Source organism: Sphingomonas aurantiaca, from assembly GCF_003050705.1.
In the GTDB taxonomy this organism is placed as follows: Bacteria; Pseudomonadota; Alphaproteobacteria; order Sphingomonadales; family Sphingomonadaceae; genus Sphingomonas; species Sphingomonas aurantiaca.
This window is the reverse complement of record NZ_QAOG01000004.1, coordinates 339,773-364,223: the sequence shown is the minus strand read 5'-3', so window position 1 is coordinate 364,223 and position 24,451 is coordinate 339,773. Positions and strand designations below refer to the sequence as shown.

The 24,451-nt window shown below is 69.0% G+C and carries 22 protein-coding genes; 14 read left to right on the top strand and 8 right to left on the bottom strand.

Going from position 1 to position 24,451, the window contains the following annotated elements:
• Position 1 precedes the first annotated feature (1 nt).
• A complete protein-coding gene (xylA, locus tag C8J26_RS13365) occupies positions 2 to 1,309 on the top strand; it encodes a xylose isomerase (protein WP_107958647.1) in 1,308 nt (435 codons plus the stop codon).
• Between the two features lie 63 nt (positions 1,310 to 1,372).
• On the opposite strand, the gene C8J26_RS13360 is transcribed toward xylA, so the two are convergent.
• Both C8J26_RS13360 and C8J26_RS13355 read right to left on the bottom strand, forming a co-directional pair.
• Positions 1,373 to 2,782 (bottom strand): sensor histidine kinase, encoded by a 1,410-nt coding sequence (locus C8J26_RS13360; RefSeq protein WP_107958645.1) that lies wholly within the window; start codon positions 2,780 to 2,782, stop codon positions 1,373 to 1,375.
• A complete protein-coding gene (locus C8J26_RS13355; protein ID WP_207223018.1) occupies positions 2,772 to 3,437 on the bottom strand; it encodes a response regulator in 666 nt (221 codons plus the stop codon). The genes C8J26_RS13360 and C8J26_RS13355 overlap by 11 nt, the downstream gene beginning before the upstream one ends.
• 88 nt (positions 3,438 to 3,525) lie before the next feature.
• Between C8J26_RS13355 and C8J26_RS13350 the strand changes: the two genes are divergently transcribed.
• The 4 genes from C8J26_RS13350 (at position 3,526) to C8J26_RS13335 (ending at position 8,269) form a co-directional block, all read left to right on the top strand.
• Positions 3,526 to 4,611: an ABC transporter substrate-binding protein gene (locus C8J26_RS13350; protein ID WP_407818105.1), complete on the top strand. Its 1,086-nt coding sequence runs from the start codon at positions 3,526 to 3,528 to the stop codon at positions 4,609 to 4,611.
• Positions 4,608 to 6,089 carry an OprO/OprP family phosphate-selective porin gene (locus C8J26_RS13345; protein ID WP_107958643.1) on the top strand — a complete coding sequence of 494 codons (1,482 nt, stop codon included), beginning with the start codon at positions 4,608 to 4,610 and terminating at the stop codon, positions 6,087 to 6,089. The genes C8J26_RS13350 and C8J26_RS13345 overlap by 4 nt, the downstream gene beginning before the upstream one ends.
• A gap of 178 nt (positions 6,090 to 6,267) precedes the next feature.
• Positions 6,268 to 7,569 (top strand): CitMHS family transporter, encoded by a 1,302-nt coding sequence (locus C8J26_RS13340; RefSeq protein WP_107958641.1) that lies wholly within the window; start codon positions 6,268 to 6,270, stop codon positions 7,567 to 7,569.
• A 40-nt stretch (positions 7,570 to 7,609) separates the two neighbouring features.
• Positions 7,610 to 8,269 (top strand): alpha/beta fold hydrolase, encoded by a 660-nt coding sequence (locus tag C8J26_RS13335; RefSeq protein ID WP_244185301.1) that lies wholly within the window; start codon positions 7,610 to 7,612, stop codon positions 8,267 to 8,269.
• Positions 8,270 to 8,284: 15 nt separating this feature from the next.
• On the opposite strand, the gene C8J26_RS13330 is transcribed toward C8J26_RS13335, so the two are convergent.
• Genes C8J26_RS13330 through C8J26_RS20905 form a run of 3 tightly spaced genes read right to left on the bottom strand, consistent with a single transcriptional unit; the run spans position 8,285 to position 10,755 of the window.
• Complete coding sequence (locus C8J26_RS13330; RefSeq protein ID WP_107958639.1) at positions 8,285 to 9,301, bottom strand: endonuclease/exonuclease/phosphatase family protein; 1,017 nt, start codon at positions 9,299 to 9,301, stop codon at positions 8,285 to 8,287.
• Positions 9,302 to 9,331: 30 nt separating this feature from the next.
• On the bottom strand, positions 9,332 to 9,838 hold the full coding sequence (locus C8J26_RS20910) for a DUF2141 domain-containing protein (protein ID WP_244185300.1): 507 nt from the start codon (positions 9,836 to 9,838) through the stop codon (positions 9,332 to 9,334).
• Positions 9,835 to 10,755: a hypothetical protein gene (locus tag C8J26_RS20905; RefSeq protein WP_244185299.1), complete on the bottom strand. Its 921-nt coding sequence runs from the start codon at positions 10,753 to 10,755 to the stop codon at positions 9,835 to 9,837. The genes C8J26_RS20910 and C8J26_RS20905 overlap by 4 nt, the downstream gene beginning before the upstream one ends.
• 218 nt (positions 10,756 to 10,973) lie before the next feature.
• Between C8J26_RS20905 and C8J26_RS13320 the strand changes: the two genes are divergently transcribed.
• The 8 genes from C8J26_RS13320 (at position 10,974) to C8J26_RS13285 (ending at position 19,201) form a co-directional block, all read left to right on the top strand.
• Positions 10,974 to 11,834: a polysaccharide deacetylase family protein gene (locus tag C8J26_RS13320; protein WP_279628945.1), complete on the top strand. Its 861-nt coding sequence runs from the start codon at positions 10,974 to 10,976 to the stop codon at positions 11,832 to 11,834.
• Positions 11,831 to 13,021 (top strand): glycosyltransferase, encoded by a 1,191-nt coding sequence (locus tag C8J26_RS13315; RefSeq protein WP_107958637.1) that lies wholly within the window; start codon positions 11,831 to 11,833, stop codon positions 13,019 to 13,021. Before C8J26_RS13320 ends, C8J26_RS13315 begins: the two co-directional genes overlap by 4 nt.
• Complete coding sequence (locus C8J26_RS13310; RefSeq protein ID WP_107958635.1) at positions 13,018 to 13,230, top strand: hypothetical protein; 213 nt, start codon at positions 13,018 to 13,020, stop codon at positions 13,228 to 13,230. The genes C8J26_RS13315 and C8J26_RS13310 overlap by 4 nt, the downstream gene beginning before the upstream one ends.
• A 165-nt stretch (positions 13,231 to 13,395) precedes the next feature.
• Positions 13,396 to 13,884, top strand: a complete 489-nt coding sequence (locus tag C8J26_RS13305; RefSeq protein WP_234422696.1) for an RNA polymerase sigma factor — start codon at positions 13,396 to 13,398, stop codon at positions 13,882 to 13,884.
• Positions 13,885 to 13,968: 84 nt separating this feature from the next.
• Complete coding sequence (locus tag C8J26_RS13300) at positions 13,969 to 14,955, top strand: FecR family protein (protein WP_107958631.1); 987 nt, start codon at positions 13,969 to 13,971, stop codon at positions 14,953 to 14,955.
• Positions 14,852 to 17,212 carry a TonB-dependent receptor gene (locus C8J26_RS13295; RefSeq protein WP_244185298.1) on the top strand — a complete coding sequence of 787 codons (2,361 nt, stop codon included), beginning with the start codon at positions 14,852 to 14,854 and terminating at the stop codon, positions 17,210 to 17,212. Before C8J26_RS13300 ends, C8J26_RS13295 begins: the two co-directional genes overlap by 104 nt.
• 64 nt (positions 17,213 to 17,276) lie before the next feature.
• Positions 17,277 to 18,104, top strand: a complete 828-nt coding sequence (locus C8J26_RS13290; protein WP_146168841.1) for a hypothetical protein — start codon at positions 17,277 to 17,279, stop codon at positions 18,102 to 18,104.
• Positions 18,101 to 19,201 (top strand): glycosyltransferase, encoded by a 1,101-nt coding sequence (locus C8J26_RS13285; RefSeq protein ID WP_107958626.1) that lies wholly within the window; start codon positions 18,101 to 18,103, stop codon positions 19,199 to 19,201. Before C8J26_RS13290 ends, C8J26_RS13285 begins: the two co-directional genes overlap by 4 nt.
• Here C8J26_RS13285 and C8J26_RS13280 read toward each other — a convergent pair.
• Both C8J26_RS13280 and C8J26_RS13275 read right to left on the bottom strand, forming a co-directional pair.
• A complete protein-coding gene (locus C8J26_RS13280; RefSeq protein WP_107958625.1) occupies positions 19,198 to 20,055 on the bottom strand; it encodes a glycosyltransferase family 2 protein in 858 nt (285 codons plus the stop codon). The two genes, C8J26_RS13285 and C8J26_RS13280, sit on opposite strands and share 4 nt — an antisense overlap.
• Positions 20,052 to 22,136: an HAD-IIB family hydrolase gene (locus C8J26_RS13275; RefSeq protein WP_107958623.1), complete on the bottom strand. Its 2,085-nt coding sequence runs from the start codon at positions 22,134 to 22,136 to the stop codon at positions 20,052 to 20,054. Before C8J26_RS13275 ends, C8J26_RS13280 begins: the two co-directional genes overlap by 4 nt.
• A gap of 140 nt (positions 22,137 to 22,276) precedes the next feature.
• Here C8J26_RS13275 and C8J26_RS13270 point away from each other — a divergent pair, with 140 nt between their 5' ends.
• Positions 22,277 to 23,509, top strand: a complete 1,233-nt coding sequence (locus tag C8J26_RS13270) for a glycosyltransferase family 4 protein (protein ID WP_107958621.1) — start codon at positions 22,277 to 22,279, stop codon at positions 23,507 to 23,509.
• On the opposite strand, the gene C8J26_RS13265 is transcribed toward C8J26_RS13270, so the two are convergent.
• Positions 23,425 to 24,372, bottom strand: a complete 948-nt coding sequence (locus C8J26_RS13265; protein WP_107958619.1) for a glycosyltransferase family protein — start codon at positions 24,370 to 24,372, stop codon at positions 23,425 to 23,427. The genes C8J26_RS13270 and C8J26_RS13265 overlap by 85 nt on opposite strands.
• Positions 24,373 to 24,451: the final 79 nt, after the last annotated feature.

Sequence of the window (24,451 nt, the reverse complement as noted above, 5' to 3'; positions counted from 1 at the left end):
GATGTCCGACTTCTTCGCCGATATCCCCCAGATCAAATATGAGGGCCCCGACAGTACCAACGAGCTGGCCTATCGCTTCTACGACAAGGACAAGATGGTCCTTGGCAAGCGGATGGAGGATCATCTCCGTTTCGCCGCGTGTTTCTGGCATACCTTCTGCTGGCCCGGCTCCGACGTGTTCGGTGGCGGCACGTTCGACCGGCCCTGGCATCGCGGTGCCAATGACAGCGCCGCCGCGGCGATGAAGCGCGAGGTCGCGTTCGACTTCTTCAAGACGCTCGACGTGCCCTATTACTGCTTCCACGACGTCGACGTGATGGCCGATGCCGCCAACATCACCGAGCACCGCAAATTCTTCGCCGAAGCGGTCGACCATCTCGAACAGCTCCAGGCCAGCTCGGGTCGCAAGCTCCTCTGGGGCACCGCCAACCTGTTCAGCCACCCGCGCTTTGCGGCAGGCGGCGCGACCAATCCCGATCCGGAAGTGTTCGCGTTCGGCGCGATGCAGGTGCGCGACGCGCTCGAGGCGACGCACCGCCTGGGTGGCCAGAACTATGTGCTGTGGGGCGGTCGCGAAGGCTATGAGACGCTGCTCAACACCGACATGAAGCGCGAACTCGACAATTTCGGCCGCTTCCTAAGCCTGGTGGTCGAGCACAAGCACAAGATCGGCTTCACCGGCACGATCCTGATCGAGCCAAAGCCGTTCGAGCCGACCAAGCATCAATACGACTTCGACACCGCGACGGTGTACGGTTTCCTCAAGCGCTATGGCCTGGAGAACGAGGTCAAGGTGAACATCGAGGCGAACCATGCGACGCTGGCCAGCCACACCTTCGAGCACGAGATCGCGACCGCGGCGGCGCTGGGGATCTTCGGGTCGATCGACGCCAATCGCGGCGATCCGCAGAATGGCTGGGATACGGATCAATTCCCCAACTCGGTCGAGGAACTGACGCTCGCCAATCTCGAGATCATTCGCGCCGGCGGGTTCACGACCGGCGGCTTCAACTTCGACGCCAAGGTGCGGCGCCAGAGCATGGACCCGGCGGACCTGTTCTATGGCCATGTCGGCGCAATCGACGTCGTCGCAAAGGGCCTGCTGAACGCGGCCAAGCTGATCGAGGACGGCCGGATCGATGCGATCAAGGCCAAGCGCTATGCGGGCTGGGACAGCGAGTTCGGCGGCGCGATCGGCGGGCTGGACCTTGCCGGCATCGCCGACCTGGCGGTCGAGCGCGGCATCGATCCGAAGCCGGTTTCGGGCCAGCAGGAGCGGATCGAAAACCTGATCAACCGCGTGCTGTGATCGGCTGACGATCGATCCCGTCGGGCGGCGCGCACGTCGCTCGACGGGACACTGAAGCGGCGGTCAGAAGAGCGGCGGGGCGAACCGCAGGATGATCGCCGTCCCGCGATCGACATCGACGAACCCGACGGTGGCGTTCAGCCGCGTCGCTGCCGAGCGGACGATCGCCAGGCCAAGCCCACTCCCCTCCGGGCTGTTCGCGGGGCCCAGCCGGACGAAGCGGTCGAACGCCTTTTCGCGGTACGCCGGTACGATCCCCGGGCCGTCATCGGCGACGACGACCGCGATCCGCGCGTCCTCCGCCTGCAACGCGACCGACACCGTACCGCCGCGCCGGTTGTAGCGAATGCCGTTGTCGATCAGGTTCGACAGGATTTCGAAGATCAGCGTGCGGTGGCCCGACACCATGTAGCGCGTCTCCGCATCCCCCTCGAGGATCAGGTCGACGCCCGCCCGGATCGCCTGGTTGATCTGCCGCGCGATGACCGCGGCAGCGACCTCGCGCAGATCGACCGCCTCGAGCGGCGCGGAGACGCCCGCCTCCTCGGCGCGGGCGAGCGCGAGCAGCTGCGTCACGAGCCGTTCGAGCCGGACCGCGACGTCGGCGATCTCGTCGAGTGCATCGCGGCGTTCGGCTTCCGATCCGCGGCGGGCGAGCGCGACCTGAACCTTCAGGACGGAGAGCGGCGTGCGCATCTGGTGCGAGGCGTCGGCGGTGAAGCGGCGGACGCCGACGGTGGCGGCGTCGAGCTGCGCGAGGAGTCGGTCGAACGCGCCGGCGAGCGGGCGGAGTTCGCTTGGGAGCGGGCCGGTGTCGAGCGGCGAAAAATCGGGTCGCGCGCGCTTGTCCCGCGCCTCCACCGCGCCGCGCAGCCGCGAGAGCGGGCGCAACGACCAGCCGAGCGCCGGGCGGAGCAACAGCGCGGCGGCGCCGACAAGGACGCATTCGCCGATCAGCAGCGCGAGCATCAGCCGGCGGGTGAGCGCACCGCGATTGTCGAGCGTCTCGGCGATCTGGACGATGACGGGCTTGTCGATGCGCGGCAGCGACCGGCGCACCTCGGCGATGCGGATCGGCTGGTCGCGGTAGCGGGCGAAGCGGTAGCGCGGCACGTCGACCGCGAGCGTCGCGGGATCGGGCGCGGGCAGGTCCGCATAGCCGGTCAGCAGATCGCCGCCGACCGCGACCCGGTAATAGACATTGTCGCGCTCGGTATTCTCCAGCATCCCGAACGCGGCGGCGGGCAGGTCCAGCGTCACCTCGCCGCGTTCGACCTGCACCGTCTCCGCGATCGCGCCGAGTGCGCCGGCGAGCACGCGGTCGTTGGTGCGGCGGACGACATCGGCGATCAGCGCGGCGCCGACGACACCGATCAGGATCGCCGCGGCCAGCAACGGCCCGAGCACCGCGACCAGCAGCCGCGTTCGCAGCGCGGGGGCACCCCGATCGGTGACGACGGTCTCAGCCGGCATCGAGCATATAACCGACGCCGCGCACGGTACGGATGCCGGGGCCGTCGGGCGCGAGCTTGGTCCGCAGGCGCGTGACATGGACCTCGATCGCGTTGCCGCCGACGGGTTCGTCGAAGCCGAACACCTCGCCGATCAGCAGTTCGCGTGGCACGACTCGCCCTGCGCGCGTTGCCAGCGCCTCCAGCACGGCGCGTTCGCGGCGGCGCAGGTCGAGCGCGCGGCCGGCAATGTCCGCATCGCCGGTCGATCGGTTGATCGTCAGCGTGCCGACGCTGAGCATCGGCAGCGGATCGCCGCCGCGTCGCCGGCCGAGCGCCCGCACGCGCGCCTCGAGCTCCTCGGGCTCGAACGGCTTGCGCAGATAATCGTCGGCGCCGAGATCGAGCCCGCGCACGCGGTCGTCGAGCGCGTCGCGCGCGGTGAGCATCAGCACGGGGACCCGCTCGCCGCGCCGTCGCAGCGTCTCCAGCACGGTAAATCCGTCGATCCCGGGAAGCCCGACATCGAGGATTACCAGCGCATAGGGTTCGCCCGCGACCACCGCCAGCGCATCCTCGCCGGTCGCGACATGATCGACCGCATTGCCGCCCGCGCGCAGCAATGCCGCGATGCTGCGCGCAAGCGCGGCGTCGTCCTCGATCACCAGGATGCGCATGAAAACCCGTGAAAGGTTGGTGACAGCTTCGGTTCGTACTCCACGGATGCAGTCTATCCGAACACAGAGACGGAAGGCGAGGAGAGTGATGATGGCGCGAATTTTTCTGAGGATTGCAGTGTTGGCCACGACGGTCGCCGCGACTCCGCTCGTGGCGCAGCGTCCCGCCAACTATCCGCGCTTTTATGATCAGATCATCAGCGACGCGCGCGCCGAGCGGCAGGTGCGGATCTACGGCAATGCCGATCGCGCCGAACTGCTGCCGGTGGTCGCCGCGTTCCGGAAGCGCTATCCGGGGATCACCGTTCTCTATGCCGATCTCGGCTCGACCGAGATGTATCGCCGCTTCGTCACCGAAACGCGCGCCAAGCGGCTGTCCGCGGATATCGTCTGGTCGTCGGCGATGGATTTGCAGGTCAAGCTGATCAACGACGGTTTCGCGCAAGGCTATGCCAGCCCCGAAAAGCCCGCGCTGCCGCCGCAGTCAGTGTGGAAGAACATGGGCTTCGGGGTCACCGCCGAGCCGATCGGGATCGTCTACAACACGCGGCTGATCCCCGCCGCGCGCGTACCGCGGACGCATGCCGCGCTCGAGGCGATGCTGCGGCAGAACGGCCGCGCGTTCGCCGGCAAGGTGACGACGTTCGACCCCGCGCGGTCGAACACCGGCTATCTGTATCTGACGCAGGACATGGCGACGACGCGCGACACGCGCTCGCTGCTCGAGGCGATCGCCGCCACGAATCCGGTCCTGTCGCTGACCACCGAGCCGATGCTGCGCGGTGTCGCCGAGGGGCGGCAGGCGATCGCGTACAACGTGATCGGCTCCTACGCGCTCGAACGCGCGCGCACCGACCGCCGCATCGGCGTGGTCTTTCCGCAGGATTACACGCTGGTCACGTCGCGGATCGCGTTCATCGCGCGCGAGGCCGCGCACCCGGCGGCGGCGAAACTCTTTCTCGACTTCCTGCTGTCGCGCGAGGGGCAGTCGCTGCTTGCCAAGCGCAGCCTGTGGCCGGTCCGCACCGACGTTTCAGCACGCCGTCTTCCCACCGCGCAGGCCCGTCCGATCCGCGTCGGCCCGCAACTTCTCGTCAACCTCGACCGCGTCAAACGCCAGCGTTTCCTGCGCGACTGGACCGCGATTCTCGCCACCGGAGCCAAAGCCCAATGACCCTTTTCCGTACCGGGTGCGCCGCACTCGCCTTGATTGCAGCAACCCCGGCGCTGGCGCAGACCCCGAGCGACGCCGATCTCGCCGCACTGGTCCGCGCGCAGGCGGCCGAGATCGCGGCGCTCAAATCGCGGCTCGATCGGCTCGAGAATGCTACGGCAGTGGCACAGGCTTCCGCGCCGGTCGCGCCCGTGCAGGTGGCGCCGCAGGCGGTCGCGCAGAACAACGAACCGCGCCGTACGGTGCCGTTCGCGCCGCAGCTCGCGCCGCCGGGGCCGGCCGATCGCAGCGTCGCGCAGGCTCTGGCCGCGCGCGACAATCCGTCGGGCGTGACGACCGAATGGGGGGCCGGCCTGCCCGTCTTCCACTCGGCCGACGGCGTGTACACGTTCAAGCCGCGCGGCCGCATCCTGACCGATGTGAGTTCCAGCTTCGGCTCCAAATATGACGGTCGCAACATCACGACGACGGGCATGCGCGCGCTGCGCCTCGGCCTCGAAGGCGGCGTCGGCACGCATTTCTTCTACCAGTTCGAGAGCGACTTCTCGGAGAACGAGGTCGACGTCGTCACCGCGTTCGTCGGCTGGCGCAACAAGATCAAGCCGGGCCTCGATTACGACGTCCGCGCCGGGCATCTGTTCAACGATCGCGGGTTCGAGGGCTCGACGGGGTCGGATTCGACGCCGTTCCTCGAGCGTACGACGGTCGCCACCGCGATCATCCCGCAGCGCGGCTTCTACGGCATCGGCGTGATGCCGCGCGTGTTCTGGAAGACGGGCCATGCGTCGATCACTGTCACCGGCGACCGGATCGACGGGACGCAGACCGTTGGCGACAGCCGCACCGTGCTCGGCCGCGCGCACTGGAACCCGATCAAGTCGGATACCGGCGTGCTGCACATCGGCGCCTGGGGCTTCGACGAGTCGCTATCGTCGGTCGCGGGGACGCTGACGCGCAACACGGTGATCGGCGGCCGCTTCAACGGCGCACTGCGCGTGTCGAGCGGGCCGCTCACCGGCGGGACGGGCACGACCGGCTACGGCGTCGAGCTCGGCGGCTATCGCGGGCCGTTGTGGGTGATGGGCGAGGCGGGCCGCCGCAACGCGCGGCTCGACGGTGGGCGTCCCGATTTCGTCAGCAAGGCGTGGAGCGTCTCGGGCGGTCTGTTCCTGACCGGCGACCTGCCGCCATACAACCCGCGCCTCGGCAGCTTCGGCCAGCCCAAGGTGTTGAAGCCGACCTTCGACGGCGGCGTCGGCGCGATCGAACTGACCGCGCGCTACGAAAGCCTCGACTACACCGACCTGCTGACCGGCGGCGAAGGCTGGGCGGCGACCGTGGGCGTCAACTGGTATCTCAACAGCTTCACCCGCTTCCAGGTCAACGCGATCCAATGGGACACCGACAACCGCTCGGGCACGTTCACCGGCAACGACAGCGGCCAGACGCTCAGCGCCCGCGTCGGCGTCACCTTCTGATGCGTGGTGATGTTCGCAGAGCCCTGCCCTCTCGCTCCGTCATCCTGACGAAAGTCAGGACCCAGAGCCTCGCAGTACTGCACCCTGTAACCCTGGATCCTGACTTTCGTCAGGATGACGGTGGTTTTGCTGCCACCGCCCCCACCCCCTTTTTCACGCCCTTTCCTAGGACGATGCGATGAACCTTGCCCTGCTTGGCTTCCTGATGGTGGCCACGTTCATGACCCTGATCATGACCAAGAAGATGACGCCGCTCGTCGCGCTCATCGTGATCCCGTCGATCTTCGGCGTGTTCGCGGGCGAGGCCGCGGGTCTCGGCCCGATGATGATCGACGGTATCAAGAACCTCGCGCCGACCGGCGTGATGTTGCTGTTCGCGATCCTGTTCTTCTCGACAATGACGGATACAGGGCTCTTCGATCCGCTGGTCGGACGGCTGATCCGGATGGTCCATGGCGATCCGATGCGGATCCTGATCGGCTCGGTCGTGCTGTGCGCGCTCGTCAGCCTCGATGGCGACGGGTCGACGACCTACATCATCACGATCGCCGCGCTGTTGCCGCTGTACAAGCGTTTCAACATGAACCGGCTGTACCTCGTCTGCTTGTTGATGACGACGAGCGGCATCATGAACCTGACGCCGTGGGGCGGGCCGACCGCGCGCGCCGCGTCCGCGCTCAAGATCGATCCGGCGACCCTGTTCCTGCCGCTGATCCCCGGCATGATCGCCGGCCTCGCCTTCCTGATCGGTCTCGCGGTGTATTTCGGCCGCAAGGAACGCGCGCGGATGGGTGAAGCGGGTATCACCGCGGACACCGAGTTCACCGGCATGGCGGTTTCGCAATATCCCGAAGCACGTCGCCCGAAGCTGATCTGGTTCAACGCAGCCCTTGTCGTTACGCTGCTCACGTTGCTCGTCTGGGGCATCCTGCCGCTGTCGGTGCTGATGATGCTGGCGTTCGCGATCGCGATGATCGTCAACTATCCCGGCGTCGCCGACCAGAAGGAGCGCATCTCCGCGCATGCCGGCAACGTGCTGGCGGTCGTCTCGCTGATCTTCGCGGCGGGTATCTTCACCGGGATCCTCGGCGGCACCGGCATGGTCGAGGCGATGAGCAAGGCGGTGGTCGGCGTGATCCCGCCCGCGCTCGGGCCGTACATGGCGCCGATCACCGCGGTGCTGAGCATGCCGTTCACCTTCTTCATCTCGAACGATGCGTTCTATTTCGGGATGCTGCCGATCCTCGCCGAGGCGGGCGCGCATTACGGCGTCTCGCCTGAGGCGATCGCGCGCGCGTCGCTGATGGGCCAGCCGGTCCACCTGCTCAGCCCGCTGGTGCCGTCGACCTATCTGCTGGTCAGCCTGGTCGGGATCGACCTTGCCGATCACCAGCGCTTCACGCTCGTCCCAGCGATCCTCGTCTGCACGGTGATGACCGTCGTCGGCATGATCGCGCTCGCCTTCCCGTTCGTCGCCTGAGGTGAGCATCCCCGCAACCCGCCGCTTCCGGAGATTTCGCATGGTCCGATCGCGTACACCGCTGATGCTGCTCCCCGCGATGGGGTGCGATGGGCAATTATGGGCACGGCAGATCGTCGATCTCGCCGGCCTCGCGCAGGTCGAGTTCGGCGACCTGTCGCAGGACGATACCTTGTCCGCCATGGCCGCTCGCGTTCTGGCGAGCGCGCCGCCACGGTTCGCGGTCGCAGGCGTCAGCCTGGGCGGGTACGTCGCGATGGAGATGGTCCGGCAGGCGCCCGAGCGAGTCACGCGCATCGCGCTGTTCGGCACGCGCGGATCGATGGACGGCCGCCCGCGCACGGTCGCGGGACAAGGGATGCTCGCCACCGCACCGCACGCCGATCCACACCTGTCCGCCAATGTCAGCGGCCCCGCGCAGGCGATGGCGGACCGCGTCGGCCCGGTCGTGTTCGAACGCCAGCAGCGCGCGCTGCTCGCCCGTCCGGACATCAGCGACGCGATCGCCGCGATCGCCGTGCCCACGCTGGTCGCGGTCGGTGATCGCGATCGGATCTGCACCCCCGACGACGCGCTCGCTTTATCGCTGCGGATCGCGGGCGCGCGGTTCCACCTGCTGCGCGGCTGCGGGCATCTGGCGCCGATGGAACGCCCGGGCGAAGTCACCGCGGTGCTCCGCCAATGGCTCAGGTCGGGCTGAACCCGGCGGCGGGGGTCAGCGGCTGGCGGTCGTCATCGGCGCGCCGGCCACAGCACTGCGGCTCGCGATCCGGTAGCGCACTTCGATGCCGACATGATCCGACAGCATCGTCCCATCCGGCCGCCGTCCGAACGGGGCGGCGAGACCGGTCGGCGTGATCGCGACGCGCGGCGACGAGCGGTACATCAGCCAGTCCTTGCCGCGCGCGATCGACTCCGCGATCCCCGCGGGCTCGGCAACGGGACATTCGGGCGCCACGCGGCACGTCGCCACCGCCGCCTGCAACGCCGCACCGCCGCCGAGCATCCGCATGTCGAACTGCGCGCGTCGCGCAAGGTCGCGACCGACGTTGAAATCGCCAGCCACCAGAACCGGACGCGTGCCGGCACCGAGGCTGGTGATGAACGCCGCGAGCAGGTCGATCTGACGACGATAGGCCTGGATCGCCCGCGCCGAAGGTGTACCCGACGCGCCGTTCGAATTCAGGTGCGTGTCGACCACGATCACCGGCGTCGCGACACCGGGGATCGCGATCAGCGCCGCCAGCGCGCCCTTGTTGGCGAGGCAATCATAGCCCGCGCAGGTCGGGTAGGCCATGCGCCGGACCGCTAGGATCGGATAGTCGGAGAAGATCGCGAGGCCGCTGTCGACATGCTTGCCGAGCCGTTCGCCGACCATCCGGCTGCCATCCGCGACGAACCCGTCATCGACGCGCGGCACCATCGCGGGGGCATCCTCCGCCGGACCGAACGCGGCGTAGCGATAGCCCGCAGTCCGCCCGATCGCCTTGGCGTCGTCGACGAACGCCTCCTGCACCGCGACGATCTCGGGCGCGTCGGCGTGGCGGCGCATCGCCCTCAGCTGATTGCCGATCGCCGCCAGCGCCGCCGCGCGATCCTCGACGATCGGCCAGGGCAGACCGTGGACGTTGTAGGTCATCAGCGTCACGTCGCGCGCCGGCGCCGGGTTCGCGGCGGCCGGCGCACCGGTCAGCAGGGCAGCGACGGCGAGCGCCGCCAGGGGTCGAAGCATGGACTGGTCCTGATTGGGGGTGGTGGTGGGTCAGCGCTTGATCGGGGCGAACGAGAACAGCCCGCTGCGATAGTTCATCACGACATGCGTGGTGGTCAGCCCCTCATGCACCACGACGCTCGCCTGATCGGCATGCGGCTTGGAATGGCCAAGCCTGGGGTTGCTCGCAAAGCCGATGCCGTCATGGAGCAGGCTGAACCCGTGGCCGCCATCGCGCGCATGGACCACGCTGAGCGCATAGGTGCCGGGCGCCGGCACGCGCAGGCACAACGACACCGGCCCTGCGCTGGGCACGGTGACGACCGCGCGGCGGAACGTCTTGCCCTGCCCAATCAGGACATTGTCGTCGGCCAGGAAATCGCCGTCGCGCGCGGGATAGAGCTCGCCGCGCAGGACGCCGACCCGGTCCTTCAGGCCGTCGATCTCGACGATCAGCGCGGGCCCGGTCTCATGCGGGCGGCAGCGCGCTTCGGCGGTGCCCAAGGCCGGGGTCGAAGGCGGGGTCACGGCAAGGGTCAGCAAGGCAAGCAGGATCACTTCATACGCTCCATGGTGACGAGTTCGACGGCGGTCAGCGCAGCGCCGAGCAGCAGATGGGTGACGAGCCAGAGCCCGGCGATCATCGTCATGACCGCGGTCACGTCCGCATTCCGGCCGACGGTGAACGCGACCAGCCCGGCGAAGACGATGTCCTTGTTCGGCAGCAGCGGCAGGCGCGACACGAGCAGGCGCAGCGTCGCCAGCGCCAGCCACCAGGCGATCGGCGCGGCGGGCATCACCGCGGCCCACAGCAATGCGGCGAACAGCGTGGTGGCCACGATCCGGAGGAAATGGATGACCGCGATCCGGCCGAGTTCGGTGCGGGGCAGCGTCAGCAGTTTCTTGCGCAGGACGAGCGTGACGAGCGACGGGATCGCCATGCTCGCCGCCGACACCGTCATCACCTTCGCATCGGTGCCGAGATGCAACGCGCCGAGCGACTCCCAACTGACCAGCGCCAGCGCGAGCGTGCAGACATTGGCGACGACCGCGGACAGGATCGACACGTCCTTGATCGCGCCGAACGGCGTACCGACCATCGTCGCGTGCTTGCGCGCCCAGCCATAGAAATACAGCTCGCCCGAATAGCCGAGCACGATCTCGTTGCTGATCCGCTTGCGCAGCAGCGCGAGCATGCCGCTTGGCGGCAACTGCCATAGCCGCCGGTAGATCACCCATTCGCTGAACGGCGTGACCAGATAGCCGAGCGCGAAGATCGTCCAGAACAGCGGCGAGCGCGGCACCATGTGCAGCATCGCCCGCACGTCGAGCCCGCGAAGCTGCCACAGCGCGGCGACCAGGATCGCCGCCGACAGCAGCGGCGCGAGCCAGCGCGAGAGGAAGGTCTTGCGGATGATCGTCGGGGTCAGCGGCGGGATTTGCACACGCGCCAGCGTCAGCGGCATGTCGCTCATGCAGCGCTCCTTTCGGGAAAGCGGGATCTCGGCCCGCTCTGGATCCGCGCGGTGGCGGGCGTCGAAACGGGGATACCAGGTGGGATCATGCCCGAACGACGCCGCCGCCATCGCCGCGCCGCAGCCATGGCTGACGCCGCGGTGAAATAATTTTCTGGCAAGCATCGGATGGGACTGCGGAGGCAGGCTGGCGGTGCCGTCCCGTCACGAGCGATCCGATGACGAACGAGAGCGAGACGATGGCGCGAACCGACTTTGCCGATCCCATCCAGAGGACGCCGACCGGGCGCGACGGCCCGGACCTGCCGGCCCCCGAACAGCGCCTGCCCGAGAAGCGGCTCGTGGTCGCCATCCACGACGTAGCGCCGACCTTCGCCGTGCCGATCGCGATGCTTGCCGAGCGGATCGACCGGATCCTGGGGGGCGCGCGGTTCGCGATGCTGGTGGTGCCCGATCACTGGGGCGCGGCGCGACTCGACCGCGCACCCGCGTTCGAGCGGCGGCTGCGCGACTGGGCGGATGCGGGCGTCGAGATGTTCCTGCACGGCTGGTTCCACCGCGACTCGACCGCGCATCGCGGCACCGCCACGGCCCTCAAGGCACGCTACATGACCGCCGGCGAAGGCGAGTTCCTCGGGCTCGACGCGATCGAGGCGGAGCTTCGCATGCGCGCCGGCCGCGACATGGTCGAACAGGCGATCGGACGGCCGATCGCGGGGTTCATCGCCCCCGCCTGGCTCTACGGCCCCGGCGCGCACGCGGCGCTCAAGGCATGCAACATCGCCTTGGCCGAAGATCATTTTCGGGTCTGGCAACCGACCACCGGTCGGATCGTCGCACGGGGCCCGGTCGTGACCTGGGCCAGCCGGTCGGCGGCACGGACCGCCAGCTCGCTCGCCGTCGCGGCCGCGGCGCGCGCGCTGCCCGACTGGATCCCGACGATGCGGGTCGCGGTGCATCCCGGCGACGTCACCAAGGACACGCTGCTGACCAGCATCGACCGGACGCTGCGCACGCTGGCCGAGCGTCGCACCGTCTCGCGCTACGCCGATCTGCTGACCGAGCCGGTGGCGGCATGAAGATCGTCGACGTCTGTGCGTTCTACACGCCGACCGGTGGCGGCGTGCGGACCTATATCGATCGCAAGCTGGTCGCGCTCGCCGCGCGGGGACATGAGATCGTCGTGATCGCGCCCGGCGAGGAGGACCGCGAGGAGCAGCGTGGCCCGAATGCGCGCGTCCGCTGGCTGCGCTCGCCGCGGTTTCCGCTCGACCGGTCCTATCGCTATTTCGCGGACCGCGCGGCGCTGCACGCGGTGCTCGACGAGGAGGATGCCGATGTCGTCGAGGTCTCGTCGCCGTGGCGCAGCGCGTCGATGGTCGCGGACTGGCGCGCGCGATCGGGATCGCGCGCGCGGCTGTCGCTGATCGCGCATGCCGATCCGCTGTCGGCCTATGCCTATCGCTGGTTCGGCAACGTCGCCTCCACCCAGGCGATCGACCGCGCGTTCGACTGGTATTGGCGGCATCTGCGCCGGCTCGATGCGCAGTTCGACCATGTCGTCAGCGCCAGCGCCAGCCTGACCGAGCGACTGCGCGAGGGTGGCCTGCGCAAGGTGATGACCGATCCGATGGGGGTCGAGCCGGGCCAGTTCTCGCCCCGGCTGCGCGATGCCGACCTGCGGCGCGAGATGCTCGCGCTGTGCGGGCTGGGCGAGGATGCGCTGTTGCTGATCGGCGTCGGCCGGCATGCCCCGGAGAAACGCTGGGACATGGTCGCGCAGGCGGCTGCGATCGCGGGCACGCAGATGCCGGTCGGGCTGCTGATCATCGGTGGCGGCGCGCGCCAGCGCCGCGTGATCGACGCGATCGGCGACAATCCGCACGTCCGGTTGCTCGATCCTGTCGGCGACCGGGCAGCACTGGCGCGGCTGATGGCGAGCGCCGATGCGCTGATCCATGGCTGCGAGGCGGAGACCTTCTGCTTCGTCGCCGCGGAGGCGATCGCGTCGGGGCTGACCGTGATCGCGCCCGATCGCGGCGGCGCTGCCGATCTCGCCTGCGCGAACGACGGCGCGGTGTACCGCTCGGGCGACGCGCAGGACGCGGCCGAGGCGATCCTGGCGGTCGCCGGATCGGCCGATGTCGGGCCGTCGCGCCGCCACGACCGTCCGATCCGAACGATGGACGATCATTTCGACGCGTTGCTCTCGCTCTATGCAACGCAGCATCCGCAGCCGCGATACCAGCAAGGAACGGGACGATGACCGCGATCGCACCACGCATAGCCCATGCCGCCACCGAGCGCCCGCGCATCACGGTGCCGGTGCCGGTGCAGCATGGCATCGCAGAGGCGCCCGCGTCGCCGTGGCGCGCGCCCCTCTTTTACCTGTCGTTCCTTGCGGGCCTGGTGCTGCTCGTGGCGGTCGCGATGCTCCTGATCTGGCGCATGGTCACGGGCGTGCGGCTGGGCTGATCCAGGCGTAACCAAACGAGGTTGATCGTCCGGCGCGATTTCGGGGGCGACTTCCGGTTTTGACGGGTGCACAAGGCTCGGCTTCGAGAGTGGCATGATTGCCGGAGATGTGCCGTAGCCGACGCCGACCCCGCCCAAGCTGGCCAGCCTGCCGGGCTTTCCGCCGTGCTTGCGACCCACCGGCCGCAACTCGTCCGCTTCTTCACCGGGCGGACGGGCAGCGTCGCCGAGGCCGAGGACGTGGTGCAGGACATCTGGCTGCACATCGCGACCCCGGTAGCGGGCCCGATCGCCAACCCGCTCGCCTATCTCCACCGCATCGGCATGAACATCGTGCTCGACCGCGTGCGCGCGAGCGGCCGGCGGGTGCGGCGCGACGGCGGCTATGTCGAGGCGACGGTATCGGTGGTCGGCGGCGAGAGCGTCGACGACACGCCATCGGCGTTCGATGCGGTCGCCGGGCGGCAGCGGATGGCGCAGCTTGCCGCCGTGCTCGCCGGCCCGCCCGAGGGTGCGATGCGCGTGTTTCGCCGGCACAAGATCGACGGGCTGTCGCACGCCGAGGTCGCCGCCGAGTTCGGCATCAGCCGCAGCGCGGTGGAGAAACATATCGCCGTGGCGCTGCGCCATCTCAGAAAGGCGCTCGATGATTGATTTTTACGCCGGACTGCGGTGCCAGGCGATTGGCGGCGTCCATGACACGAGCGGGGGGCATCCGCTCGGAACGAGGGTGCCGTGATGGACGCAACGACCCAGGACCCGATCGATACCGCCGCCGCCTGGCACGCGCGGATCGATTCGCCCGACATGGATTGGGCCGGCTTCGGCGACTGGCTCGCAGCCGATCCGTCGCATCGCACCGCCTATGACTCGATCGCGCTGCTCGATGCCGAGATCGGCGCGGCCGCCCCCGCGATCACGGCGCTGCTGCCGGCGAACGACGACGGCGTCGCCGACGCCCAGCCGGCCGTGGCAGCACGCCCGACGAGGTGGCGGTGGATGGCGGCGGGCACCGGCGGCGCGCTCGCGGCCGGCCTCGCATTGCTGCTCGTCGCGCCGGCGGTCACCCCTGGCGACAGCGGCGTACAGACCTATGCGACCGGCCCCGGCGAAACGCGCGCGGTCACGCTCGCCGATGGCAGCGCGATGCAGCTCGATCGCGGGTCGCGCGTCTCGGTTTCGGGGGGCCGCACGCCGCTCATCGAAGTCGCGGACGGCGCCGCAAGCTTCTCCGTGCGGCACGATCCGTCGCGCACGCTGATCGTCCGCGCGGGCGGCTATGTCGTCCGCGACATCGGTACCCGCTTTGCGGTGGTCAGCGCGGGCGGCAGGATTTCGGTCGCCGTGGCGCAGGGCAGCGTCAGCGTCGCGCCGCAGACCGCCGATGGCAGCGCGCCAACGACGCTCGTCGCGGGGCAACGCATCGATATCGACCCCGCCGCCGGGATCGCGGAGCGCCGCGCCGTCGCGCCGACATCGGTGGCGGACTGGACCGACGGCCGCCTCGATTATGACGGCGCACCGTTGCCGCTGGTTGTCGCCGACATATCGCGATATGCTCGCACCCCGCTGGTGGTCGATCCGTCCGCCGCCGGATTACGTTTTTCCGGGGTTTTGACGATTGGCGACGGCTCGCGGCTTCTCGATCAGCTTCGCGCGGTGCTGCCACTGCGCCTGCGTCGCGCTGATGGCGTCGTCCATATCGAGCGCTCCAGCCAGCGCTGAGAAGACGGGCGCCAACCCGGCGCGCGAAATCACCATACCCGCCGGGTCGCTGCGATCGGCACTCGATTCACTGGCGCGTCAGACGGGTATCTCGATCGGCATGGCGGGGATCCTGCCCGCGACATCGACCCGGAAAACCGTCCGCGCGCGCGACGTCGCGCAGGCGCTGCAGCGCGTGCTGGCGGGAACTCACCTGCGCGCGGTCCGAGTCGATGCGACGACGTGGCGGATCGAGCCCCTGCCCGTCGCACCGATCCGGGTCCGCTTGCCCCGCACCCCGCCGCCGATCGTCGAGGGCGGCGACATCATCGTCACCGCCAGCAAGCGCGACGAACGCCTCTCCGACCTGCCCGCGTCGATCAGCATCCTCGGCGGCCCGGCGCTCGACCACCTCGCCGGCAAGCGCGGGCTGGTTGACCTGCTCGCGACCACCGATGGCGCGTTCTCGACCAATCTTGGCCCTGGCCGCGACCGCGTGTTCCTGCGCGGCGTCGCCGACAGCGCGTTCAACGGCACCAGCCAGTCGCTCGTCAGCCTGTACCTCGACGACGCGCGGATCGGCTATTCGTCGCCCGATCCCGATCTACGGATGGTCGATATCGACCGGGTCGAGATCCTGCGCGGTCCGCAGGGCACGCTCTACGGCACCGGCGCGCTGGGCGGAGTCATCCGGATCGTCACCACCGCGCCCGATCTCGACAAGGTTTCGGGCCGGATCGCCGGCGACGTGACCGCAACCAACAACGGCGCGTTCGGCGGCGCGTTCGAAGGCACGCTGAACCTGCCGATCGTCACCGGCACGCTGGCACTCCGCGCGTCGGGCTGGACCGAGACGATGCCCGGCTGGATCGACGACACCGGTCGCGACACGCGCGACGTCAACCGCACCGGGCGCGGGGGCGGCCGCGCCGCGCTGCGCTGGGCGATCGGAGGCGGCTGGACCGCGACCGCGAGCGGCATCGGCCAGTGGATCAACGCCCGCGACAGCCAATATGCGACCAAAGGCCTGTCGCGCGCGACCGCGATCGCCGAGCCGCAGGACAACGACTTCCTGTCGGGATCGCTCGATATCCACGGGCCGATCGGCAGCCTGGACGCGCAGTCGACCACCGCGATCGTCTCGCACGAGTTCGGCAGCACCTATGATGCGAGCATCATGGCGGCCGCGCTCGGAAGGACCGCGCCGGTTGCCTATGTAGAGGATCGCGCGATCCGGCTGGTCACGCAGGAGGTCCGGCTGAGCGACCCGACCGCGCGCCATCCCTGGATCGTCGGCGCGTCCGTCCTGCATGCGACCACGCGCCTGAAAGGACGCTTCGAATCGGACTCGACCAGCACGCTCGCGCGCGACGACAAGGAGGCGGTGTTCGAGGCGGCAATGTTCGCCGAGGGCACGCAACGCCTGTCGTCCGCACTCGACCTGAAGATCGGCCTGCGCGGCTTCGTGACGGTCAACGACATCGAGCAGCGCGGCCCCGACGAACAGAGCACCACCAAGCTGGGCGTCACGCCGAGCGGCACGCTGATCTGGCACCGCGACGATGTCGGACTGATCTGGCTGCGCTACGCCAGTGCGATCCGTCCCGCCGGCGTGACGCGCGCTTCGGTCGACACCGAGCGGCGGATTCCCGGCGACGAGTTGCAGAGCATCGAACTGGGCTGGCGCATCCGCGGGATGGGCGACCGGCTGACCCTCAACGGCGCGATCTTCGGCTCGACCTGGGAGCATCTTCGCAGCGACGTGGTCGGATCGGACGGGCTGCTGGGGACGGTGGATGCGGGGAACGCCACCAACTACGGCATCGAGTTTGGCGGGCGGTTCGACGCGGCGCCCTACGGGATCGACTTCGGCACGACGATCCAGCGCGCGCGGCTGACGTCACCGGCCAATGATCGCGGTCCGGAGGATGATCGCCGCCTGCCCGTCGTTCCCGATTATTCCGCCCGGCTGGGTCTCTCGCGGCGGTTCGCGCTGATCGGGAAGCCGGCGAGCGGGTATGTGACCGCGCGCTATATCGGCCAGACCCGGCTGAGCTTCGATCCGCTGCTCGACCGACCGGCGGGCGACTATGCCACGCTCGACGCGGGCGCGACGCTCGACGACGGGCGGCGCCAATGGTCGATCGCGGTCGACAATGTGCTCGACGGCCGCGGCAACAGCTTCGGGTTCGGCAATCCGTTCACGCTGTCGACGACTACGCAGACGGTGCCGATCCGACCGCGCACGGTCACGCTGCGCCTCGCGATCAGGTTGTGACGGCCCCGTTGCCCTAAACGATGTGATTGTGCGCAGCCGCACGCGGCGCTAGCGGCGTCCTACCATGTCGATCCCCTTTCCTTCGCCCGCCAAGCCCTTGAACTGGCAGCAACCCCTGTCCGGGTTGCGGATCCTGACACGCGGCGACGTGCCGATCACGCGCGTGCAGATCTATGGCCAGCGGTGCAGCGGGACCAATCTCGTCACACGCGCGATCGAGGCGAACATGCCGGGTGCCGAGATCACCGAGGCGTTCGGGTTCAAGCATTGGTTCGTGCCGCCGCAGACTTTGTTCGTGAAGGACACGCTCGTGCTGGTCGTCGCGCGCAATGCGTTTGACTGGGCGCGCAGCCTCCACCGCCAGCCCTGGCACGCGCACCCCGAGCTGAAGGCCAAGCCGTTCGACGCGTTCATCCGCAGCCACTGGCACAGCTATTGGGACGATCATTTCGGCCATATCGAGGCGGGCCACCCGATGTATGGCAACGAGATGCTGCACGAACGCGATCCCGAGACGGGCGAGCGCTTCGCCAACTGCATCGCCAAGCGGACCGCCAAGCTGCGCCACTGGTCGTCGCTGACGAACCGCGCGCACAACGTCGCGTTGCTCGGCTATGATGCGTTCACGCGCGATCCGGCGGCGTTCGTGGCAGCGCTGGCGGAGGCGACGGGGATCGCGCGCCACGAGTCCTACGTGCCGATCACCAGCTACAAGGGGCAAGGCTATGCACCCTATGTGCCGACGCCCTATCCCGATCTGGCGCCGGCCGACGCCGAGCACATCGCCGCCTGGCTCGATCCCGCGGTCGAGGCCGAGTTCGGGCTGAGCGCCGACCATGCTGATCGACATCAATCGCCTTCGCCGCAGGCTTCGGTACAGACCGCCGCATGAGCCAGCCGATCACCTTCTTTATCCACCATCAGGGCCGCGGCCATGCGAACCGCGCGATGGCGATCATCCGCGAACTCCCGGCCGAGCGCGCGGTGACGATCCTGACCGCCAAGCCGTCGCTGTTCGACGGGTTCGAGCGGCCGATCACGATCGCAGCTTTACCCGACATGATCGGTGCGCCGGTACCGACCCCCGGCCTGTTCGCGCAGGCGACGCCCGAGGTGATGCACTGCGTCCCGCTCGGCGTGGCGAAGACGCGGGCGACGATGCGGACGATCATCGACCATCTCGACGATGTCGATCCGGCGCTGTTCGTGGTCGACGTGTCCGCCGAGATCGCGCTGCTCGCGAGGATCGCCAGCGTGCCCGCGATCAGCATCCGGATGCACGGCGATCGGCTCGATCCCGGGCATCTCGGCGCGTATCAGGCGAGCGTCGGGCTGCTCGCGCCGTTTGGCGCCGCGCTCGAGCAGGGCGACACGCCCGACTGGGTGCGCGCGAACACCTGCTATGCCGGCGGGCTGTGCACGACGGTCGATCCGGTGCCGACCAAGGCCGAGGCGCGCGCGAAGCTCGGCCTCGATCTGGATCAGGAAATCGTCGTCGTGCTGACCGGCGGCGGTGGTGCGGGCACGCCCTACGCGCCGCTGACGATGGCCGCGCGCGCAGTGCCGGATGCGCTGTGGCTCGTGCTGGGCCCGGTCCACCGCGAGGGGCACGAGACCGATTTCGGCAATCTGGTCGAGCTGGGCTGGGTGCCGGGCGTGACCGATCACATCGCCGCGGCGGACGTGGTCATCGCGTCGGCGGGCGACAACACGGTGCACGAGATTGCGCGTGTCGGTCGGCCCTATGTCTGCGCACCCGAATGGCGCTATTTCGGCGAGCAGACTCGCAAGGCCGAGCGGCTGGCCGAACTCGGCGCGGCGGTCGCGCTGCCGACATGGCCGGGCGCGCTGGCGCCGTGGCGCGGCATCCTCGACGCGGCCAAGTCGCTCGATCCCGCGGCGCTGGCCGGGCTGTATGACGACGATGCGGCGAAGTTCGCGGCGGACTATCTCGAGGGGCTGGCGGTGTCGCTGTGGGCGGCGGACTAGCTGAACAAGGTTTCCGGCGACATCTTTGAACCGGCGATCTCCTCCGCGGTCGGCTGCCGCAGGATGGTGATCGCCTCGTCGTCCCAGGCGATCAGTCCGCGCTCGCTGAACTGGCCTAGCCAATATTGCATGCACCACCGCCCCCAGGTCGCGCGAAACAGCCGCGCGTTGCGGATGATCGCGTCGAAGTGCTGGAACGCTGGCGTGTGGACGACATGATGCTGGTGATAGGCGCGCGCGCCGCCGACCCACCACATCGCGACGCCGGCCTGCTCCAGTCGCGCGGCAAAGTCGGTCTCCTCGCCGCCATAGCCGATATAGCGCTCGTCCATCCCGCCTGCCCGCCTCCAGTCCGCCGCGGCGATCGCGAACGACAGACCCCAGAGTTCGCCATGGCTCGGCGTCGGACGAATCTCGTCGCGCGCGATCGCCGGCTTGTCGGGATGACGCTTGCCGATCCGGTCGAGCGCGGCGAAATCGATCCCATCGGCGACAGCCCCCGCGGGGAGATATAACACCTCCCCCAACCGGATCCCGCCGGGCTGGAGCGCGGTTTCGGCGTAGCGGCCGACCAGCGTCGGCGACGGCACGCAATCGACATCGAGGAAGATGAGCTGATCGCCCGACGCGGCCGCCGCGGCACGGTTTCGCGCCGCCGCGAGCGGCATCTCGTCGCCCGCAACGAACACCTCGCGGATCGGGAAACCGGTCGCAGGCAGATCCGCATGCGCCGCGGGCTGCATATACGCGATCACCAGCTCGTCGGGCTGGCGCAGCGACGCGTTCAATCCCGCGATCAGGTTCACGAGATGCTCGCGACGGCCGCGCACCAAGGTGAGGACGCTGACGCTCACGAGACACGCCGCCTGACGGGCTCGAACTTTGCGGCCTCACGGAAATACGCCACGCCCTCGATCACGCCGCGCGCGTGGTGGCCGATCGCGACATAGCCATGCGCGAGGTCGGCGCGCGAACCCAGGCCGTCCGAATAATTGCCGACGATGATCGCATGCCGCGACGAGCGCAGCATCTCGATATCGTTGCCGCTGTCGCCCGCGACGATCACCTGGCGCGGTTCGAGGCCGAGGCGGCGGCGGACATGCTCGACCGCGGTCCCCTTCGACGCGGCGTGCGGCAGGATGTCGAGATAGCGGCCATGGCTCTGGATGATCGAGCAGCTATGCCCATGCTCCGCGAGCAACGCGCGCACGCGTTCGGCCGCCGCCATGTCGCCGTCGGCGAAATAGCTGAGCTTGAACCGGCGCTGTTCGAGCGGGCTTTGCGGCGTCAGCCCGGCATAACGCCCGACCAGCGCTGCGACCGCATCGCGGTCCCAGCCCGCGGCGATGATCCCGTCCCATTCGGTGTCGCGATCATACACCGCACCCTGCACCGCGCGGTAATAGATTTCCGAGCCGACCGAGGTGATCAGGATCTCCGGGCGTGGCGCGTCATGCTGGCCGAGCACTGCCATCGCGCTGTGGAAGCTGCGCCCGGTGGCGATCGCGAACGCCACGTCAGTCTGTGCCGCGCGCCACGCCGCGAAGGCGTCGACGCCCTGCGCGCAGCCGATCAGCGTCCCGTCAATGTCGGACACGAGCAGCAATGCCGGATCGCGCTCGACGACCTCGGGCGGGCGGACGACCTCCTCGAGCAGCCCGACATAAAGCTGGACGTGGCGATCCCAGTCATAGGCTCGGATCGCGACCGACCCCGCCGCCGAATAGCGCGACCAGAGCGCCGGATCGTCGAGGATGCCAAGGATCGCATCAGTGATCGCGCTCGGCGATCGCGGGTCGACGAGGATGCCGTTGCCGCACGTCTCGACGATGTCGTTCGGCCCCCCGCTGTCGGTCGCGACCACCGGCAGCCCGCTCGCCGCCGCCTCGAGCAACGTCAGCCCGAACGGTTCGTTGAGCGCGGGATTGACGAAGACGCCGCGCCGGGTGCGGGCATGCGCATAGACCGCGGCGATGTCGTCGGGGCGATGCTGCTTGGGATAGGCGACCTTGCCGTACAGGTCGTAGCGGTCGATCAGCTGGAGCAGTTCGGCGATATTGTCGCGGATCTCGGGTTCGAGCGTCGTGCTGTCGTCGCGCGTCCCCGCGAGGATCACGAGGTTCGCCGCCGCCTGCAACGCGGGCGAGCGGCCATAGGCATGGACCAGCGCGGCGAGGTTCTTCTTGGTCACGGGGCGCGCTATCGCGAGGATCACGGGCTTGTCGGGATCGTCGAGGAACCGGTTGATCAGCGCATCGACATGCGCGTCGGTGGCGCAGTTCGCGAACTGCTTCAGGTCGCTGCCGGGCGCGAACACGCGGATCCGGCCGGGGTCGTAGGCTGCGTAATCGGCATATTGCACCTCGGCCTCGTCGCGCGACGAGGCGATGATCGCGGCGGCGCCGGCAATCGCCTCCTCCTCGATCGCGATGCGACGATCGAGCCCGGCGGTCTCGGCGCAGTCGCGATCGAACGCGGCCAGTTTCACCCGGCCCAGCGAATGCGCGGTGAAGACATAGGGGATACCGGTACGTGCCGACACGCGTGCCGCGATCAGCCCGGCATCGGCATAATGCGCGTGCATCACGTCGGGCGCGCGATCCAGCGTGGCGATGTGCGCGACGAGCGCTTCGACCAGGCTGTCATGCTCGGTCCACAGCTCTTCCTTGACCAGATACGCGTCGGAGGCGGACAGCAGGCGGACGATCCGCGTGGTGCCGTCGATCGTCTCGACCGGCTCGGCATAGCATTCGGCATAGGCGACATGGTGGAAGGCGCGGGTGACGATTTCCATCCGGTCGATCGCCGGATTGCGCCCGCTGGCCGCGACCAGATCGAGCAGATACCGGATATGGCCTCCGGTGTCGGCGGTGATCCCGTATTCAACGTCGGTTGCGCGTAAGCACCCCTGCAACGCGATATGAAGTACGAACACCCTTCCCCCGTTCATCTATAATTCAGCAAAGGAACCGTCCGCGCGGTTGTGAGTTCCGGGCGAATGCCAGTTAAAACCCTTGTATTGACGCAAGTTACTACGTTCGTTCCGGCGCGCGGCCGCGCCTGTCGCCACCCGATATGAGGATCGCACTGCTCACCTGGGCCTATCCCCCTGAAAAGAGTGGACTTACGCGCGCGGCGCGGGAGATTGCGCAGTCGCTGGCGGATGCTGGCAACGACGTGACTGTATTTGCGATGGACCGACGCGAGGACAGCCGCGACGGTCGGGTTTCGGTGGTTGGATGCGGGCTGCGCGAGGGGTCGGTCGCCGCACGGCTGCGCAAGGTCGTCGCGATCGGGCACCTCGTTGCGCCGATCGCGTTCCGCCGCGCGGTCGCGCGCGAACATCGCCGCGCGCCCTTCGACGTGGTCGAGGCGACCAACTGGTATGCGCCCGGGCTCACGATCGCGCTCGCCGGCCCGGCACCGCTGGTGACGCGCAACTCGACTCCGGCGGCAACCTCGGCGGCGACCGTGACCAGCCTGCGCGACCGGATCGATCGTCGTGCCGCGATGCTGGTGGAGCGGATCGCCGCGCGCCGCAGCAAGGCGCTGATCTCGAACACGCAGCTTCACGGCGAGAAGATCGCGGCGCTGTACGGTGTCGCAGCACCGGGCGAGGATGGCCGACACGCGGTCATCGGGCTCAGCCTGCCCCCCGAGATCGTCGCGCGCGGGGCTGCGGCACCCTATCCGACCGGCGAGCCGATCCAGTTGCTGTTCGTCGGCCGCGACGAGCATCGCAAGGGGTTCGACGCGCTGATCATGGCGCACCGGATCCTCTCGCGCCGCGCCGATGCCGGGATGCGCGATTTCCGCCTGACGATCGTCGGCGTGCATGCGGACGATGTCGGCGCGATCCCGGGATCGGCGCGCGCGCGGCTGACCTGCCACCACCGCGTCGAGGAAGCCATGCTCCACGACCTGATGGAGGCCGCGCATGTGATCGTCGCGCCGTCGCGCTACGAGAGCTTCGGGCTGGTCTATCAGGAGGCGATGATGTTCGGCCGCCCCGTCGTGGCGTGCGCGGAGGATCCGAGCGCGCGGCTGTTTATCGGCGCGAGCGGTGCGGGTCTGCTCGCCAGGCGCTGCACCGGCGACGATCTCGCGACGCAGGTCCAGCGGCTGATCGAGGATACGGGGCTGCGGACGCACCATGCGGAGGCGAGCCGCCGCGCATCGGGGATGTTCACCCGCGACACGCTCGCCGCGGAGACGATCGCGGTCTATCGCACCGCCGCGGAATCGAACGGGGCGAGCAGCAGCGCCTCGTCCTCGGGCCGCCCCGCGCCGGTCGACATCGCCTCGTAGATCCGCGTCCGCTCGCGTACGCGCGCACCGTCGAGCCGGTGTTCGAGCGCGCCGGCCAGCGCCAACGAACTCTCGACGAACGGCACGACCGGCCGCTCATGGACCCGGCCCGCGAACCGGATGTCGCTGCGGTTGAGGCGGTACTGGATGTCGGGATAGGAGGCGGACTGCACGCCGTCGACGAGGTTGCGGCGCGGCAGCCCGAGCGAGCGCAGGCCGTCGCGGTCCGCCGCCGCAACCAGCCAGCCGAGCGCGCCGAGCAAAGCCGCATCGGGCCGCTCGTCGGTATCGATCTGCAACACCCATCGGGACTGCATCGCGTCCTGAAGACGGTTGCGTTGCGCGGCGAAATCGCCGGCGAGGGGGTGGTGGAGGACGGAGATCCACGGGAGCCGCGCGGCCAGCGCAGCGGCGTCGTCCGCCGTGCCGTCGAGCAGCACGACGATCCGGCTGAAGTCGTCTCGAAACTCGGTGGCGATCGCGGTGATGTCGGCCGCATCGGCGGGGCGCGCCATGATGCCGAGCCCGATCTGGTGCGGCACCGATGCCGCAGGGGTCGAGCGCGCGCGGACAGGAGAGTCATCCGGCGGAAAGCGGACGGCGTCGGGCGTGACGGCGATGGGTTCGACCTCGAAGCCGAAGCGCCACGCGGCGTTGCGCAGTCCCGCCGGGTCAAGCGTCCAGCGGTCCGCCGGGTCGCGCTCCAGATCGACGGTGCCGCTTTCGAGCCGGGCGACGACGTCGCGTGCCACCGCGCCGACATCGTTCACATCGCGTACCAGCAGCCGACAATGGCTACATTCGGACCACGCCTCGCGCGCAATCCAGTCCCAGTTCCCGCAGATCGAGCATCGTATTTGCATGGGGCGCGCAACCCGTCGCGCGGGGATGCGGTTCCCAGGCGGCGCGGTTCCCGTACGGCGCGGGGTCAGTTGGCTAAGA

Bases quoted from the DNA above. Each gene is read 5' to 3' on its own strand.
- xylA (WP_107958647.1), top strand. From the start codon at position 2: ATGTCCGACTTCTTCGCCGATATCCCCCAGATCAAATATGAGGGCCCC.
- C8J26_RS13360 (WP_107958645.1), bottom strand. From the start codon at position 2,782: ATGCCGGCTGAGACCGTCGTCACCGATCGGGGTGCCCCCGCGCTGCGA.
- C8J26_RS13355 (WP_207223018.1), bottom strand. From the start codon at position 3,437: ATGCGCATCCTGGTGATCGAGGACGACGCCGCGCTTGCGCGCAGCATC.
- C8J26_RS13350 (WP_407818105.1), top strand. From the start codon at position 3,526: ATGATGGCGCGAATTTTTCTGAGGATTGCAGTGTTGGCCACGACGGTC.
- C8J26_RS13345 (WP_107958643.1), top strand. From the start codon at position 4,608: ATGACCCTTTTCCGTACCGGGTGCGCCGCACTCGCCTTGATTGCAGCA.
- C8J26_RS13340 (WP_107958641.1), top strand. From the start codon at position 6,268: ATGAACCTTGCCCTGCTTGGCTTCCTGATGGTGGCCACGTTCATGACC.
- C8J26_RS13335 (WP_244185301.1), top strand. From the start codon at position 7,610: ATGGTCCGATCGCGTACACCGCTGATGCTGCTCCCCGCGATGGGGTGC.
- C8J26_RS13330 (WP_107958639.1), bottom strand. From the start codon at position 9,301: ATGCTTCGACCCCTGGCGGCGCTCGCCGTCGCTGCCCTGCTGACCGGT.
- C8J26_RS20905 (WP_244185299.1), bottom strand. From the start codon at position 10,755: ATGAGCGACATGCCGCTGACGCTGGCGCGTGTGCAAATCCCGCCGCTG.
- C8J26_RS13320 (WP_279628945.1), top strand. From the start codon at position 10,974: ATGACGAACGAGAGCGAGACGATGGCGCGAACCGACTTTGCCGATCCC.
- C8J26_RS13315 (WP_107958637.1), top strand. From the start codon at position 11,831: ATGAAGATCGTCGACGTCTGTGCGTTCTACACGCCGACCGGTGGCGGC.
- C8J26_RS13310 (WP_107958635.1), top strand. From the start codon at position 13,018: ATGACCGCGATCGCACCACGCATAGCCCATGCCGCCACCGAGCGCCCG.
- C8J26_RS13300 (WP_107958631.1), top strand. From the start codon at position 13,969: ATGGACGCAACGACCCAGGACCCGATCGATACCGCCGCCGCCTGGCAC.
- C8J26_RS13290 (WP_146168841.1), top strand. From the start codon at position 17,277: ATGTCGATCCCCTTTCCTTCGCCCGCCAAGCCCTTGAACTGGCAGCAA.
- C8J26_RS13285 (WP_107958626.1), top strand. From the start codon at position 18,101: ATGAGCCAGCCGATCACCTTCTTTATCCACCATCAGGGCCGCGGCCAT.
- C8J26_RS13270 (WP_107958621.1), top strand. From the start codon at position 22,277: ATGAGGATCGCACTGCTCACCTGGGCCTATCCCCCTGAAAAGAGTGGA.
- C8J26_RS13265 (WP_107958619.1), bottom strand. From the start codon at position 24,372: ATGCAAATACGATGCTCGATCTGCGGGAACTGGGACTGGATTGCGCGC.